The sequence below is a fragment of the Lachnoclostridium sp. An131 genome, assembly GCF_002160825.1.
Taxonomy (GTDB): domain Bacteria; phylum Bacillota; class Clostridia; order Lachnospirales; family Lachnospiraceae; genus Laedolimicola.
Window position 1 is genome coordinate 115,158 of sequence record NZ_NFLI01000001.1, and the last position, 16,551, is coordinate 131,708.

Here is a 16,551-nt window from a genome sequence, read left to right on the forward strand (position 1 = left end):
ACACTTTTCTCCCTCCTTATGTCAACTTTTTTCCTTGAAAAGGTTGAAAATACGGCAAAAGAATGCTATACTACTGTGGAAAATGACTGTAATACAGCCACAGAATGTGGATAAATGAAATAACTGCCAAAATGACAGGATGAGGAGTGAGAGAATGAAAGGAAAACGAGTGGGAGCTCTGCTGCTCTCAGTAGTTCTGACGATGTCCCTGCTGGGCGGCTGCGGGTCCCGCAGCCAGATCACGGAAGACATGATTCCCACCGTGACGGATCTGCAGTCTGATACGGGTGCGCAGGCCAATGTGATCGGGCTTGCGATGAACAAGTCCTATGTGGCCGAGCTGACCCGTCTGGATGGAGACAATACACAGACAGTCGTGGTGGATGAGAAGGAAGTGCCGATTGTTCTGAAGGCCACCTCCATGGACAAGGATCTGAAGGTCAAGATTGTCAATGAGAGAAACGGCAAGGTTGTCACCGGAACGGCCTTTGAGGTGTCCGTGACAGACTCGGCAAATAAGACAAAGGACTACACCGACAGCGACAAGGACGGAATTATCTATATCAAGTCGATGGAGCCCGGAAAATGCACGATTTCCATGAAATCTGCAGGAGGGTATGCCGCTCCGAAGGACATCACCGCCCAGGTAAAGGCGAATATCGAATATTCGGTTGTAGATGTTTCGGATGAGATTAAGAGTGAAAGTGAAATCAATGTAGCGGCAGAGGATTCCAATACGAATGGAAACGCTGATGCGGGAACAGCCCAGGTTCTGAAAGATACGGTAGAGTATGTGGAGTCTTCGAAAACTGAGATTACCGAAGAGGTAAAGACTCAGAAGAAAGATACCTGGGGACAGCTGGTGTACTCCAAGCTGCAGAAGGATAAATTTGGCACAGATATGTATGAGGTGATCATTTCCGAGCCGACTCATGATGATGCGGACGGAGATGGCAAATGCGATCGCTGCGGTACGGATGTGAAGCCGGCGCATACGCATGTATATGACAAGAAGGTCACCGCGAAGGCAGCGACCTGTACAGAGCCGGGTACATATAAGATGGTGTGCTCCGTCGATGGGGCAGTGGATCCGAATCAGACAGAAGTCGTGGATCCGGATGCTCCTGCGCTGGGCCATGTGGATAAAAAGGCAGAGAATGGAAGCACTGGAGCAGACGGAGTGTGTGACCGCTGCCACAAACCGATGCCAGGCGTTACGCCTCCGGATTCTTCTGATGGAAATGGCGGTTCTGAGAACGGAGGAGGCTCCGGAGATACGAATACCGGAACCGGAGAGGGCTCTGGAGATCAGAGCACCGGAAGTGAAGAGAATACGCAGACACAGAGTACGGATACAGAGGGCGCGGTTCCCACGGCCAGCGTATTTATGGCTGGACTGCAGCTTCTGAAGGCCGGTACGACGGACAAGATCGTCTACGATACGACCAGCCGCCCGATATATGATACGACCAGCGAGCCGGTTTATGATATCACCCAGAAGGTGACAGGCTACAAATACACGGGATGGCAGACTCTTGACGGCGCCACCTACTACTTTGATAAAGACGGAAACAAGGTGACAGGGACCCAGGTAATCCAGGGAATCCAGTATACATTCAGCGATGAGGGCGTGCGTTCCGGAACGATTGGAATCGATGTGTCCAAGTTCCAGAGCAGCATCAACTGGCAGAAGGTTAAGAATGCGGGAATCAATTTCGTCATCATCCGCTGCGGCTACCGTGGTTACGGTTCCGGCGTGCTTGTCCAGGATCCGATGTTCGCGTCCCATATCACCGGAGCAAAGGCAGCAGGCCTGCGCGTTGGCATCTACTTCTTCAGCCAGGCGATTACCGAGGCCGAAGCTGTGGAAGAGGCAAGTATGGCGGTTAAGCTGGCGAACCAGTATGGCATCAATATGCCGATTGCCATTGACAGCGAGTATGCGAACGGCGGCAGAGGACGCGCGGACGGGCTTTCCAAGTCGGAGAGAACGAAGATTACGATCGCGTTCTGCAATACGGTGGCAAATGCGGGCTATAAGCCGATGGTATATGCGAGCAAGAACTGGTTCTCAGAGCATCTGAGCGTGTCCCAGTTCCCGAGCAGCTACCGCATCTGGGTGGCGCATTATGCGACAACCTGCGGATACACCGGGCGCTATGATATCTGGCAGAATACTTCCAAGGGTTCTGTAGACGGTGTAAAGGGAAATGTAGATATGAATATCAGCTCGATCTAAGAGCCGGGCGGAAAAGAGCTTTCGAAAACAGATAAACAGATGCACATGAAAAACATGAAAAGGCGTTTCACCTTCGGGTGAAACGCCTTTTTGGCGTGCGCCTGGCGGCGCACGTTTCTGTTTTTATGCCCTCTGGTATCCGTAGGTCTTCCTTGCCACGCCCAGCTCTTCGTTGGCCGGAATTACGTGGATTTTTACCGGAGATTCATCGCGGGAGATCAAGGCGTTCCCGCCGGGGCAGTTTCTGTTCTTTTCCGGATCCAGCAGGATGCCCATATGCTCCAGCTGGCCGCATACCTTTTCCCGGATGCTGGCGCCGTGCTCGCCGATGCCTGCGGTGAAAACCAGATGATCGAGGCCGCCGAGCTCTGCGTAATAGGAGCCGATGTAGCGGACAATTCCGTTGCAGAAGATGTCGATGGCAAGCTGCGCCCGCTCATTTCCTGCATGTGCCGCTTCCTCCACATCCCGCAGATCGTTGCTGACTCCGGAGATGCCCAGAAGGCCGCCGTGTCTGGTAAGGCCGTCGAGAACGTCGTCCAGGCTCATTCCCTCCTTCTGAAGGAAGGGTACGATAAAGGGATCAATGTCGCCGCAGCGGTTTGACTGAATGATTCCTACCTGGAGAGAGATGCCGAAGCTGGTATCTACGCTCTTTCCATCGTCGATGGCGCAAAGGGAGCCGCTGCCGCCCAGATGGCAGGAGATGGCTTTTCCGGTGGAGCCGTACAGATCTGCCAGCGTCTCAGCCACATAGCTGTGGGAGGCTCCGTGGTAGCCAAGGCGCTCGATGCCGTATTTTTCATACCATTCATAGGGAATGCCATAAATTTTCCGCTCCATGGGAATCGTCTGGTGAAAGGCTGTCTCGAACGCGCCTACGAGCATCGCGTCCGGCGTCAGCTTCTGGAACTGGCGGATCGCTTCCAGGTAAGGCCTGTTGTGGGCGGGAGCCACCACCATGTAATCCTCCATGCCCTGAAGAACCTCCGGCGTCAGCTCATGGATTCCGTAATGGCCCTTGGAGAGAACCGTTTTGAAGCCAACCCGCTCCAGCTCGCCAAGTGTGGAAAGCTCTCCATGCTCCTTGCTCAGAAGCTCGTCCAGAAACAGCTGGATTCCTTCTGTGTAAGTGGGGATAGAAAGGTTTTCCCGGAAAATACGGAAGCCGGAGGGCTTTGAAAAGTGGTAGATGGCGCGGTCTGTGCCTACGCGCTCGACCTTGCCTTCCGCGAGGACCTGCTCCTTTGGCATTTCAAACAGCTTGAATTTCAGAGAGGTGCTCCCTGCATTGCATACTAATAATTTCATGTACAACCTCCAATATTCAGCAGCGGCGCCAGGGACCGTACAGAAAGAAGTTCTGGCGCCGTTTTTTATTTCACGTCTTAAGTATAGCAAAAATGGGAATCTGGCACAATAGCGTCAGCGCACAAGGGTGCCATAGAATGCGCCCTGGCATGAAAGCGCGGAATGCGCTTCAGGACAGGGAAGGCCGGGAATTATTCCCGGCGTCCCATGCAGGCCCAGGCCATGATGAGCCCGGGGACAGAAAGACCCAGAGACAGAAGCAGTGGAACTGTGGCGGGCAGCAGAAGAAATTGTACCGCAAGAAGAATAAAAGCGGCGGCAAGGCCGATGAGAGTCTGCTTCATCCGGGTCAGGGCGCGGAGAGCTGCAGCCTTTGGCAGGGAAGTCTCCCCGGCTTCCATTCCTCCTTCTGCCAGCAGAAGGAACAGATGGGAAAGGATCCCGAGAAAAAAGATAAGTCCCAGCAGAGAAAGAGCGGTAAACGGCACGTAGAGCCAGGACCCGGACGCAAGGCTTCCGTACCAGAAAAGGGCGAAGCCCAGGACAAAGCTTCCGGCCAGCAGAGCCAGTCCCCAGGGCAGAGCAGCCAGAAAACGGGAACGAAACGCTGCAAAATAGCGGGGCAGGATGGGCTCATCTCTTCTCTGCTTCTGCAGAATATCGGAAAAGCAGGCGTCCAGAGCTGTGAGCGCTGGCCCGATCGTGACGAGCGGGACGCAGGTCAGCAAAAACAGGAGATTGAGCTGAACCAGTTCCCAGAGGTTTTCAGTTATGACAGACAGAATGAAGGCGGTCCGGCCAGGTGTGCGGGGCTGTTTGTCCAATTCGAAGGTGCCTCCTTTTTAAAGTTTTTCAATGCTACTATTGTAACAATGGGTTCTGTTGTCCGTCAAGTGCGGCTGCAGCCAGATAGCAGAAGTAAAAGTGCACAAAATTTGAGATAGAAAATTTGCAGTTTCGACGAAATTGTCAGCAAGTACAAAATAACACTTGCATTTTTTGGGAAAAAGGACTAAGATTATTATATAAGAACTGGAAACGTTTCCATGGAACGTTTCCAAAACGGTTTCAAGCCGTGATTTCCGGCGCATTTGCGCAGATGCGCCGGAAGGGCGGCAGCCATCATGTTTCATCAAAACAGGAGGAAAACAGTATGAAAAAGAAACTTTTGGCCCTGACGCTTACAGGCGCTCTGGCAATGTCTCTGCTGGCAGGCTGCGGCGGTTCATCAGACGACACGACGACTACGGATACTACGGCAACCGAAGATACAGCAGCGACAGAGGATACGGACGCAGCTGAGACTGAGACATCCAGCGCGGAAGGCTCTGTATATTATCTGAACTTCAAACCGGAGCAGGATCAGCAGTGGCAGGATCTGGCAGCAGTTTACACGGAGCAGACAGGAGTTCCTGTTACCGTCGTAACAGCAGCATCCGGAAACTATGAGACAACTCTGATGAGTGAGATGGGAAAGAGCGGCGCGCCGACTCTGTTCCAGGTAAACGGTCCGGTAGGTCTGGCAAACTGGAAGGATTACTGCTATGACTTATCCGGCAGCGATATTTACGGCGAGCTGACCAGCGACACCTATGCGCTGAAAGACGGCGACAAGGTAGCAGGTATCGGATACGTAATCGAGTCCTACGGACTGATTGTAAATACGGATCTTCTTGAGCAGGCCGGCTACACAGTAGACGACATCCAGTCCTTCGAGGATCTGAAGGCTGTAGCAGAGGACATTACCGCACGTTCTGACGAACTTGGATTCGCGGCATTCACCTCCGCAGGTATGGACAGCTCCTCCGACTGGAGATTCAAGACACACCTTGCAAACCTTCCGATTTACTTCGAGTATCAGGATAAGGGAATCAACAGTACAGACGCTATCGAGGGAACCTACCTTGACAACTACCGCGCGATGTGGGATCTGTACATCAACAACAGCACCTGCGATCCGGCAGAGCTTTCCGCCAAGACAGCAGACGACGCTACCAGCGAATTCCTGAACGGAGAAGCAGTATTCTACCAGAATGGTTCCTGGGAGTACGGAAATGTATCCGGTGAGGGCAAATTCTCCGACGACCAGCTGGCGATGATTCCGATTTACTTCGGCGCAGGCGATGAGGCAAATCAGGGACTCTGCACAGGTACAGAGAACTACTGGTGCGTAAACAATCAGGCAGACGAAGCTGACATCCAGGCAACTCTTGATTTCATCTACTGGTGCGTGACTTCTGAAGAGGGAACCACGGCAATGGCTACCGACATGGGCTTTGTCATTCCGTTCAAGTCTGCGCAGGAGCCGACCAATCTGTTCGTAAAGACAGACCAGGAAATGTTAGCAGCAGGCAAGACTCCGATCTCCTGGAACTTCACGACGATGCCGTCTGAAGAGTGGAAGAATGGCGTAGGCCAGGCACTGACCGCATATGCGGCAGATCAGACTGACGCAAACTGGGACGGCGTTGTATCCGCGTTCGTAGACGGCTGGGCTACCGAGTACGCTCTGGCGAACGGACAGTAAAACAAGCTGGCATACTGTTCCATTCAAATGTAAAATGTAAAATGAAAAGCAAGGGGCGGGCAAGTGACTTGCCTGCCCCTTTCCTATGCAAGTGGAGAATCCTGTCTGGGGGATTCTTGTATTAAAAGAGGTGAGGAACTATGGAAAAAGCGATCAAACGCTATTCTCCGATTTTTGTACTGCCGACGCTTCTGGCCTTCACCATCGGATTTATCATTCCCTTTCTCGAAGGACTGTACCTGGCCTTCTGTCAGTTTACGACGGTCCGGGACGCGACCTTCATAGGCATCGGAAATTTCCAGCGGATCTTTTCCGATACCACATTTCTGCATTCCTTTAAATTTACTGTGCTGTTTGCGGTGGCGGCTATCGTTTTTATCAATGTGATCGCTTTTGGGCTGGCGCTGCTGCTGACACGGAATCTGAAGGGAACAAACATCTTCCGTACCGTATTCTTCATGCCAAACCTGATCGGCGGTATCGTGTTGGGATATATTTGGAATATCCTGATTAACTGCGTGCTTTCCCTGGCGGGAAAACCGCTTCTGGCGCTGAATACGGCAGCCGGATACTGGGGACTGATTATCCTGATGTGCTGGCAGCAGATTGGATATATGATGATTATTTATATCGCCGGACTTCAGAATGTATCCGACGATCTTCTGGAAGCGGCTCAGATCGACGGAGCTTCCGCATGGAAGACGCTCTGGAGAGTGAAGCTTCCCATGGTAATGCCGTCCATTACGATCTGCGTTTTCCTGACACTGACCAACTCCTTCAAGCTGTTCGACCAGAACCTGGCTCTGACCGGAGGAGACCCAAATCACATGACAGAGATGCTGGCCATGAACATCTATCAGACCTTCTATGCAAGGGCAGGAGCCCAGTGGAAGGGACTTGGCCAGGCGAAGGCAGTGATTTTCTGTCTTCTGGTCATCGTGATTTCCCTTCTGCAGCTGAAGGCGACACGTTCCAAGGAGGTGCAGCAGTAAGATGGCGAAAAGAAAAAAAATCGACAATACAATCTGGACGGGTCTGCTGACTATTCTGGCCCTGCTGTATGTGTATCCGGTTGTCATGATCTTCTTTAACTCCCTGAAGCAGGAGACGGCGATCACGACAGACAGCGCGTTTGCGCTGCCTACGCCGGAAATCTTTGCGGGGCTGGCAAACTACGTTAACGCGATTGAATCCAAAGGCTTTCTGCAGAGTCTGGGCTACAGCCTTCTGATTACCATTACCTCGGTAGCGGCGATTCTTATCTGCTGCTCCATGTGCGCATGGTTTATCACGAGGGTAAAGAGTAAAATCTCACAGGCACTGTATTTCCTGTTTGTATTCTCCATGGTAGTGCCCTTCCAGATGGTGATGTTCACCCTGTCTCAGACGGCAGATGCCCTGAAGCTGAACACGCCCTACAATATCTGGGTGATTTATCTGGGCTTCGGCGCCGGGCTTGCGGTGTTCATGTTCGCGGGCTTTATGAAATCCGTTCCTCTGGAAGTGGAGGAAGCGTCCATGATCGACGGCTGCAATCCGCTGCAGACCTTTTTCCGGATTGTTCTGCCGATGCTGAAACCCACGCTGGTATCCGTGGGAATTCTGGAGGCCATGTGGGTGTGGAACGATTACCTTCTGCCTACGCTGGTTCTGGATATTAAGAAATACAAGACGATTCCCATGCTGATCCAGTATTTCCGGGGAAGCTACGGAAGAGTGGAAATGGGACCAATGATGGCCTGTATCATGCTGACGGTCATTCCGATAGTCATTGTTTATCTTGCAGGACAGAAGCATATCATCAAGGGAGTGGCAGCAGGAGCCGTGAAGGGGTAAACCATATGACGATTAAAGACATTGCAAGGGAATCCGGTTATGCCGTGGGAACTGTTTCCCGGGTGCTGAATAACAAGCCGGACGTCTCGGAGAAGGCCCGGAAAAGGGTGATGGAAGTGGTGAAGAAATATAACTTCCGTCTGAATAATAACGCCAAGCACTTAAAGCAGCAGGTGAGCAGCGGAATCGTGATCATTGTAAAGGGTTCCCAGAATATGCTGTTTGCGGCGATCGTGGAAAGACTGCAGAAGCTTATTGAGGAACGGGATTACGCGTTTCTGATTTACTATATCGGAGAGCAGGATAACGAGGTGGAGCAGGCCTGGCAGATCTGCCGGGAACGCCATCCCAGCGGAATTCTCTTTCTCGGAAGCGACCTGGAATTTTTCCGGGAGCGTTTCGCCCAGATACAGGTGCCCTGTGTGCTGGTGACGAACTCCGCGCAGGAGCTTGGGTTTGAAAATCTCTCCAGCGTCAGTACGGATGACGAAGCGGCGGCTCAGGCGGCTGTGGAGCATCTGATTGCTCTGGGACACAGGAAAATCGGGGTGCTGGGCGGTTTTATGGAGAAATCACGGGCGGCCCATACCCGGTACGCAGGATGCGTCAGAGCGTTTGCGGAGCATGGAATCCCATTTTCCATGGAAGAGCAGTATATGCCGGCCCTGTTTGCAATGTCGGAAGGCTATGAAGCGATGGGACGCCTGCTTGACAGGATGCCGAATCTGACGGCTGTGTTTGCCATGGCAGATGTACTGGCTGTGGGAGCGATCCGGGCGGTCCGGGACAGAGGACTGCGTGTCCCGGAGGATGTGTCTGTGGTGGGCTTCGACGGAATCGAGCTGGGAAGCTATCTGACCCCCAGCCTCACGACGATCCGCCAGGATCGGGAGCAAATCGCGGACCGGAGCGTGGAGCTTCTGCTCTCTCAGATAGAAAACCGGGTGAGCCCGGAGCATGAGCTGGTGCCTTTCCGGATTATTTCCGGGGAAAGTGTCCGGAAAATATAAAAGAAAGACAGTTACTGTTTTCTGTACGTCTGTGGCGCACAGAATAAGGAGGAAGAAACAATGGCAAGTATCACCTTTAAAAATGTGGTTAAAACATATGGAAATCATAATACGGTGATTCCTGATCTGAATCTGGAAATCAAGGATAAGGAATTTATCGTGCTGGTAGGCCCTTCCGGCTGCGGAAAGTCTACGACTCTCCGGATGATCGCGGGGCTGGAGGAGGTTACGGCCGGAGACCTGTATATCGGAGACAGACGGGTTAACGATGTCCCGCCCAAGGACAGAGATATCGCGATGGTATTCCAGAGCTACGCTCTGTATCCTCATATGACCGTTTATAAAAATATGGCTTTCGCGCTGGAGCTCAGAAAAACTCCGAAGGATGAAATAGACAGAAAGGTCCGTGAGGCAGCTCATATTCTGGAGCTTGACGAGTACCTGAGCCGGAAGCCCAAGGAGCTGTCCGGCGGACAGAGACAGCGTGTGGCCCTGGGCCGTGCGATGGTACGCGATCCTGCCGTATTCCTGCTGGATGAGCCGCTGTCCAACCTGGACGCAAAGCTGCGTACCGAGATGAGAAGTCAGATTTCGGCTCTTCACAAGAGGCTTCAGACCACCTTCGTCTACGTCACTCATGACCAGACAGAGGCCATGACTATGGGAGACCGGATTGTGGTCATGAAGGATGGCGTGATTCAGCAGGTGGATACGCCCCAGAATCTGTACAACTATCCCTGCAATAAGTTCGTGGCAGGCTTCATCGGCTCGCCGCAGATGAACTTCCTGGAGGCGGTTGTGGAAAAAGAGGGAGACGGCTATGCGCTGGTATTCGGCCAGAACCGGATTCCGCTTGTGAAGCCGGAGCTTGCGCCCTATGTGGGCAAGAGGGTGATCTTTGGCATCCGTCCGGAGGATATTCACGCAGAGGAGTCCTTCCTGGCTATTTCTGCCGGCTCCAATGTGGAAGCCAGGGTAGATCTGGCGGAAATGATGGGCTCTGAGATTTATCTGTATTTCACCTGCAGCGGCCAGAAGCTGGTGGCCCGCGTGCCCTCGCGCACCGGAATCCGGGCGGACGACGAGGTAAAGCTGGCTCTGGACGCCAATAAGATCCATGTATTTGACAGCGAGACAGAAGAAATTATCTGCCATTAACAGGAGGAACGGTTATGATAAAGCGTATGATTCTGCTTGACAGCGTTACACAAATTAAAGATTTTGTAAACATGATCTGCAAGTATCCGAATGATTTCGATCTGGTTTCGGGACGCTTTACAATTGATGCAAAATCCATTATGGGCATCTTTTCCCTCGATCTGACGCATCCTCTGGAGCTTTGCATTTACGGAGACGCGTCTCCTGAGCTTTTGGAGGCGCTGACTCCTTATCTGGCAGATAAGGGAAGGGCGTGATAAGCTTTGAGAAGCAGTGGAATACTGATGCATCTCTCCTCGCTTCCCTCTCCTCATGGAATCGGAAGCATGGGAGAGCCTGCCCGGCGGTTTGCTGATTTTCTGCAGCAGGCCGGGCAGACCTACTGGCAGCTGCTTCCGGTCTGCCCTACCAGCTACGGGGATTCCCCCTACCAGTCCTTTTCCAGCTACGCCGGCAATCCGTATTTTATCGATTTGGATGAGCTGGCAGAGAGAGGACTTCTGAGCTGGGAGGAATACGCACATACAGACTGGGAGGCTGCGCCGGATAAAATCAACTATGGGGCGCTTTATGAAAAGCGTTATCCGATTCTCGTGAAAGCGGCAGAGCGCTTCCGGAAGAATCCGCCCGGGGATTACGAGGCATTCTGCCGGGAAAATGCCCGGTGGCTGGACGATTACGCCTGCTTTATGGCGCTTAAAGGCGCCCATGGCGGAGCGCCCTGGTTTGACTGGGAGGAGCCTCTGCGGAACCGGGAGGAGCAGGCGATCACAGAAGCGCGCCTGCTTCACGCGGAGGAAATAGAGTTCTGGAAAATCTGCCAGTATCTGTTCTTTGAACAGTGGAAGGCGCTGCGAAGCTATGTAAACGAGCGGGGAATCCGCATTATCGGGGATCTTCCCATCTATGTGTCTTTAGACAGCGTGGACGTGTGGGCGCATCCGGAGCTGTTCCAGCTGGACGAAAATAAGGTGCCAAGAGAGGTGTCCGGCTGTCCGCCAGATGGATTTTCTGCTGACGGCCAGCTCTGGGGCAATCCGCTTTTTAATTGGGAGTACATGGCCAGAGACGGCTATGCCTGGTGGGCGGACCGGATCGGCTATCTCTGCCAGGTCTATGACGTCCTGCGGATCGACCATTTCCGGGGGTTTGACTCCTATTATGCCATCCCCTATGGGCGCAAAGACGCCCGGGAAGGCAGATGGAAGCAGGGACCGGGCATTGCCCTGTTCCGCGCCGTGGAAGAAAGGATCGGGCGTCAGCCCATTATTGCAGAGGATTTGGGATATCTCACAGACTCTGTGCGGAAGCTTTTGGCGGACAGCGGCTTTCCGGGCATGAAGGTCATGGAGTTTGCTTTTGACAGCAGAGACGGAAGCGGCTCGGAATATCTGCCGCACAATTTTATCCGTCACTGTGTGGCCTATACGGGCACTCACGACAACGATACCATTGCGGGCTGGATGTCTTCCGCGGGCCTGGCGGACGTGGCCCACGCTGTGGAATATCTGCGGCTGTCGAAGGAGGAAGGCTATCACTGGGGAATGATGCGGGCCCTCTGGGGAAGCGTCGCAGATCTGACGATTATCCAGGCCCAGGACATTCTCGGACTCGGAAGCGAGGCGAGGATGAATACGCCGTCCACCGTAGGCAGCAACTGGCAGTGGCGGGCCCTGCCCGGAAGCTTTACAGAGGAGCTGGCTGCGAGGCTGCGCCATGAGATGGAGCTGTATGGAAGGCTGAGAAAATAAGCAGCTAATATCCTATATAAAAAATAAGGAAAAGCAGGAGGGATGACCTATTTCGATTTGGAATGGGTTGTCCCTCTTTTAAGCCTCAGCTTTTCGCATTTTTCAAAGGATCTTGTTTCCAGTCAGGATATGGCGGAAGGATATGGCGGAAGCGGCAGGCTGCCATGTGAATCAGAAAGCCTCCCAGCAGAATCAGGCACAGATACAGGACGATCTCAGGCCCTCTGCCGATCCACGCAGCGGCGTCTCGCAGAATTACCTGAGACGCAGGCTCCCAGGGGCTGATGTAGAACATGTCGATGTGGCCCTTTGTGTGCAGAAGGAAATTCAGAAGCTCCGCAATTGCGGCCAGCAGAAGGAAGAGCGCCGCTGCGGGGAGAAAGCTGCGGAGACAGGGGAGCTTTTTTTCTGTTCCGCATAGACGGGAATACCTGCCGCGCCGTTCGGACAGAATCAGAAAAAGGCCCAAAAAAATCATAATAAAATGCCAGAGATAGCTGTGCAGAGTCAGGACAGAGAGGCTGTAATGCATGCCGGTCTGGTCCGCAAAAGCAAAGATCCCTGCCAGCAGGCCGAAGTCCGCAAGAAAATCGGTGAGGGTCTGAACCGTCCTGCGGTGTGTCAGCGTCTTGCGGGATGTCAGCGCCCTGCGGCGTGTCTGCGTCCTGCAGCGCGCCGAAAGAAGCTGCCGGAGCGGCAGCAGATAGAGGGGCATGCTGCAGAGCTGAAAGGGAAAATACCAGAGCTGGTATGTCCCTTCATGAATATAGGTCAGCAAGAGCTGCTTCCAGACCTCGGAGAGGGGGAGCAGGACAGCCAGGATATTCAGAAGAGATTCCTGTTTTTTGTATGGCAGGCGGCTGCAGAATACTGCAGCCAGGACAGACAGGGCAAAGCCAGGCAGGAAGATGAGCATAAGGTTTCCTCTTTTGTAATTGTGAGGGCACGGAACAGTTCCCCTTTTTTCTGCATTCAGCATACCATAAAGCCGGGAGAAAATAAATCGGGAAACTTTGAAAGGGGCAGATCTGGATTCCGAAGCCTGGGAACAGACCGGCGGCTGAGGCTGTCTCCAGACAATAAAGCAGAATAAGTATAAATTCCCCCATTTGACAGATAATACATTTATCGGCAGTAATAAGGATAAATATCAGAATGTAAAATGGAGGAATTTTTTCATGAAAGCTACAGGAATCGTGCGAAGAATCGACGACTTAGGCCGTGTCGTGATCCCAAAGGAAATCCGCAGGACGCTCCGTATCCGGGAGGGAGATCCGCTGGAGATCTTTACTGACAGGGAGGGCGAAATCATATTGAAGAAATACTCTCCGATCGGAGAGCTGGGGACCTTTGCGAAGCAGTACGCCGAGAGCCTGGCGCAGGTGTCGGGACTTATGGTCTGCATTACGGACCGCGACGCGGTGATCGCAGCCGCAGGCGGAGCGAAAAAGGACTATATGGGAAAGCCTGTCAGCCAGGAGCTGGAGGACATGATCCAGGACCGCGAAAACGTTCAGGCAGCCGCAGGGGACAGAAAGTATGTGCGTCTCATCGAGGAAGAACTGGAGGACTGCTTTGCGGAGACGATTTGCCCGATCATCTGCGAGGGGGACGCGATAGGAGCGGTGGCTCTGTTCAGCCGGGATCCGAAGGCGCGGATGGGCGAGGTGGAACAGAAGCTGGCGCTGGCTGCCGCGAATTTTTTAGGCCGTCAGATGGAGCAATGAGGAAAAAACACCACAGAAGCAGGATCTGTTCCAAAATCCTGTTCCGTGGTGTTTTTTCCTGCCTATATGTCTTGGCTGTCAGGCATTTATTTTCCCTTCTGTTTGTGGTATATTTACCCTATAGTTGACGGGGATGTCAGGAACAGAAATACAGGAGATACAGGTATGTACACATGGGAAGAGATCGAGCGGCATGTAAACAGCTGCACGGCCTGTTCTCTCTGCCGGACCAGAAAGCATCCGGTCATGGGACAGGGCGACCATAAGGGAAAATTGATGCTGGTGGCGGAAGCGCCGGGAGGGCAGGAGGATCTGGCAGGCGTGCCCTTTGTAGGGCCGGCCGGGAAGGTGCTGGACGAGCTGCTGGCTTCGGTGGAGATCAGACGGGAGGACATCTACATCACGAATATTCTGAAATGCCATCCTCCGGGCAACCGGGATCCTCTGGAGGAGGAGAAGGAAGCCTGCATGCCCCATCTGAAATATGAAACTTATCTGATGAAGCCGCGGATTATCGTCTGTCTGGGAAGGGTAGCGGCTCAGAGGCTGATAGATCCGAATTACCGGATTACAAGGCAGCACGGAACCTGGATTGAACGGAAGGGATGCTTTTTGACAGCGACGTATCATCCGTCGGCGCTGCTCCGCGATCCTTCCAAGATGGAGGATGGAAAACGGGATTTTCGGGCTATAAAGGAGAAGCTGCAGGAAGTATAGTGACGCGCGATATTCCTTTCGGCATGCTGGCAGAAAACCAAATGAACAGAAGGCATTGATTTAGCCTGGTGGCGATACGACAATGCGGAAGAAGGTCCCGCCCCGGCATGATTTTGGAACAGATCATGTCCGGGGCGGGACCTTTTTCTCTAAAGCTCCCGGTTCATCTGATCGAGCAGTCCGGACTTGATCCGGAACAGCTTGTCCGAAAGGTCCACATAGACCTCGTGGGGATTAGTAAGACGTCTGGTCTCTTCCCAGAGCGTATCCTGCTCCTGGGCGCAGTAATCCCGAATCTCCATGACGCTGGGAGAGGTGTAGACGCATTCACCTTTCTGGAAAATGGGCGCAAGCAGCTCCCGCATGTGATAGGTGCCGCCTTTGAGCTTCGTCTTCTTCCAGGTTTCGATGGAATCGAAGATCAGGAGATCCTGAGAGCAGTCAAAGCTTTCGTCTGCCAGGGCAATCAGGTCTGCCCGGATTTTGCCGGTCTCATTGTCATAGATTCGGAAAATGGTCTTGTTGCCCGGGTTCGTGATCTTTTCCGTGTTCTCGGAAAGCTTGATCTTCGGAACGAATTCCCCTTCCTCATCCAGGACAGCCGCCAGCTTGTAGACGCCGCCGAAGGCCGGACAGTCGCTGGAGGTAATCATGTTTGTGCCGACGCCCCAGGAGGTGATAGCTGCTCCCTGGTCCTTCAGGCTTGTGATCAGATACTCATCCAGATCGCTGGAGGCAGAGATGACAGCGTCCGGGAAACCGGCCTCGTCCAGCATCTTCCGGGCTTTCTTTGACATGTATGCCAGGTCGCCGCTGTCCAGGCGGATGCCGTAGAAGGTCAGCGGGATGCCGGCCTCCCGCATCTCAGTGAAGACGCGGATGGCGTTCGGAACGCCGGATTTCAGCGTGTCGTAGGTATCCACAAGGAGAATGCAGGCGTCCGGATAGAGCTCGGAATATTTCTTAAAGGCCGTGTATTCGTCCGGAAAGCTCATGATCCAGCTGTGGGCGTGGGTTCCCTTGACAGGCACGTCAAAAAGCTGTCCGGCCAGCACGTTCGAGGTGCCGATGCAGCCGCCGATCATGGCGGCGCGGGCGCCGTAGATGCCGGCGTCCGGGCCCTGGGCCCGGCGAAGGCCGAATTCCATAATGCCGTCGCCCTTAGCCGCGTGGACCACGCGGGCCGCCTTTGTGGCAATCAGGCTCTGATGGTTTACTATGGTCAGGATGGCCGTCTCCACCAGCTGGGCTTCCATAATCGGAGCAATGACCTTGAGAAGGGGCTCCCGCGGAAAGACCACTGTGCCTTCCGGAATCGCGTAGATATCGCCTGAGAACCGGAAATTCTCCAGATATTCCAGAAAGTCTTCATCAAACAGCTTCAGGCTTCTCAGATATTCAACGTCTTCCTTCTGAAAGGTCAGATTCTTAATGTAATCAATGACCTGTTCCAGGCCGGCCGCAATGGCGAAGCCGCTGCCGGAAGGGTTTTTCCGGTAGAAGACGTCGAAGACAACAGTCTCGTTGGTGTGGTTTTTAAAATAGCCCTGCATCATGGTCAGCTCGTAGAGGTCTGTCAGCAGGGTCAGTCTCATAGTGCTCATAGTAATATTCACGTTCTCCTTTGCAAAGGCAATGGGCGGGAACAGGAATTCTCGCGCTCCCGTCAGCTGTCTTGACAGTTATGTTTCTTTAAAAGATAGCATATTTACATAAAAATAACAAGCAGAAGAGCTGGTTTTTCGCTTTTTTCATAGCATGCCTCCGGTTTAGTATCTGGAAAAGCCTTCATTTTATGAGTGCTTTGCTGAAAATCTTTCCATATTTCCGCCGCTCTTGGGAAATCTGCGCAAAAATCCGGTGCAAAAGAGCGGTGTGGAGCCGGCTGCAGAATCATCAAAAAAGTTGTTGACAAATCAACATATTGGTGCTATTATCCAGCTTGTTGATAAGTCAACAATAAAACACGAGCGGCCGCCTGGAAGACGGCCCTTCACGAAAATCTGGAGGATTTTATCATGGTATTTGAGACGATTGCAAAGCTGCTGGCTGACAGACTGGACTGCGAGGTATCTGAGATTAAGGCAGAGGATACCTTTCATGATCTGGGAATTGACTCTCTGGACACAGTAGATCTTCTGATGAATCTGGAGGATGAGCTGGGAATCAGCATCGAGCTGGACGAGAAGGTTGAGACAGTAGGAGAGCTGACAGAGCTGATCGAGAAGAAGCAGCAGGAGCAGGCTTAAGAGCCCGCGGAAGAGGAAAGGGAAAT

The 16,551-nt window shown here is 53.0% G+C and carries 15 protein-coding genes; 11 read left to right on the plus strand and 4 right to left on the minus strand.

Annotated features, from left to right (window positions below):
* Positions 1 to 154 precede the first annotated feature (154 nt).
* Complete coding sequence (locus tag B5E77_RS00540; protein ID WP_162609610.1) at positions 155 to 2,239, plus strand: glycoside hydrolase family 25 protein; 2,085 nt, start codon at positions 155 to 157, stop codon at positions 2,237 to 2,239.
* Between the two features lie 123 nt (positions 2,240 to 2,362).
* On the opposite strand, the gene B5E77_RS00545 is transcribed toward B5E77_RS00540, so the two are convergent.
* A complete protein-coding gene (locus B5E77_RS00545) occupies positions 2,363 to 3,550 on the minus strand; it encodes an acetate/propionate family kinase (protein WP_087163437.1) in 1,188 nt (395 codons plus the stop codon).
* A gap of 191 nt (positions 3,551 to 3,741) precedes the next feature.
* Complete coding sequence (locus B5E77_RS00550) at positions 3,742 to 4,374, minus strand: DUF624 domain-containing protein (RefSeq protein WP_087163438.1); 633 nt, start codon at positions 4,372 to 4,374, stop codon at positions 3,742 to 3,744.
* 329 nt (positions 4,375 to 4,703) lie between these two features.
* Here B5E77_RS00550 and B5E77_RS00555 point away from each other — a divergent pair, with 329 nt between their 5' ends.
* The 7 genes from B5E77_RS00555 (at position 4,704) to malQ (ending at position 11,832) form a co-directional block, all read left to right on the plus strand.
* A complete protein-coding gene (locus tag B5E77_RS00555) occupies positions 4,704 to 6,077 on the plus strand; it encodes an ABC transporter substrate-binding protein (protein WP_087163439.1) in 1,374 nt (457 codons plus the stop codon).
* Between the two features lie 140 nt (positions 6,078 to 6,217).
* Complete coding sequence (locus B5E77_RS00560; protein WP_087163440.1) at positions 6,218 to 7,069, plus strand: carbohydrate ABC transporter permease; 852 nt, start codon at positions 6,218 to 6,220, stop codon at positions 7,067 to 7,069.
* A gap of 1 nt (position 7,070) precedes the next feature.
* A complete protein-coding gene (locus tag B5E77_RS00565) occupies positions 7,071 to 7,913 on the plus strand; it encodes a carbohydrate ABC transporter permease (protein WP_087163441.1) in 843 nt (280 codons plus the stop codon).
* Between the two features lie 5 nt (positions 7,914 to 7,918).
* Entirely contained in the window at positions 7,919 to 8,923 is a 1,005-nt protein-coding gene (locus tag B5E77_RS00570) for a LacI family DNA-binding transcriptional regulator (RefSeq protein WP_087163442.1), read from the plus strand.
* A gap of 60 nt (positions 8,924 to 8,983) precedes the next feature.
* The gene (locus tag B5E77_RS00575; RefSeq protein WP_087163443.1) at positions 8,984 to 10,081 is read left to right on the plus strand and encodes an ABC transporter ATP-binding protein; all 1,098 of its coding nucleotides are present in this window, start codon (positions 8,984 to 8,986) and stop codon (positions 10,079 to 10,081) included.
* 14 nt (positions 10,082 to 10,095) lie between these two features.
* A complete protein-coding gene (locus B5E77_RS00580; protein WP_087163444.1) occupies positions 10,096 to 10,338 on the plus strand; it encodes an HPr family phosphocarrier protein in 243 nt (80 codons plus the stop codon).
* Positions 10,339 to 10,344: 6 nt separating this feature from the next.
* Positions 10,345 to 11,832 (plus strand): 4-alpha-glucanotransferase, encoded by a 1,488-nt coding sequence (gene malQ / locus B5E77_RS00585; protein WP_087163445.1) that lies wholly within the window; start codon positions 10,345 to 10,347, stop codon positions 11,830 to 11,832.
* An 85-nt stretch (positions 11,833 to 11,917) separates the two neighbouring features.
* Here malQ and B5E77_RS00590 read toward each other — a convergent pair whose 3' ends face one another.
* A complete protein-coding gene (locus B5E77_RS00590; RefSeq protein ID WP_087163446.1) occupies positions 11,918 to 12,748 on the minus strand; it encodes a TMEM164 family acyltransferase in 831 nt (276 codons plus the stop codon).
* Positions 12,749 to 13,010: 262 nt separating this feature from the next.
* Between B5E77_RS00590 and spoVT the strand changes: the two genes are divergently transcribed.
* Positions 13,011 to 13,559 (plus strand): stage V sporulation protein T, encoded by a 549-nt coding sequence (gene spoVT / locus B5E77_RS00595; protein WP_087163447.1) that lies wholly within the window; start codon positions 13,011 to 13,013, stop codon positions 13,557 to 13,559.
* Between the two features lie 165 nt (positions 13,560 to 13,724).
* Positions 13,725 to 14,276 carry a uracil-DNA glycosylase gene (locus B5E77_RS00600; RefSeq protein WP_087163448.1) on the plus strand — a complete coding sequence of 184 codons (552 nt, stop codon included), beginning with the start codon at positions 13,725 to 13,727 and terminating at the stop codon, positions 14,274 to 14,276.
* Positions 14,277 to 14,425: 149 nt separating this feature from the next.
* Here B5E77_RS00600 and B5E77_RS00605 read toward each other — a convergent pair whose 3' ends face one another.
* Complete coding sequence (locus B5E77_RS00605; protein WP_087163449.1) at positions 14,426 to 15,880, minus strand: nicotinate phosphoribosyltransferase; 1,455 nt, start codon at positions 15,878 to 15,880, stop codon at positions 14,426 to 14,428.
* A gap of 414 nt (positions 15,881 to 16,294) precedes the next feature.
* Here B5E77_RS00605 and B5E77_RS00610 point away from each other — a divergent pair, with 414 nt between their 5' ends.
* Positions 16,295 to 16,525 (plus strand): acyl carrier protein, encoded by a 231-nt coding sequence (locus tag B5E77_RS00610; RefSeq protein WP_087163450.1) that lies wholly within the window; start codon positions 16,295 to 16,297, stop codon positions 16,523 to 16,525.
* Positions 16,526 to 16,551 lie beyond the last annotated feature (26 nt).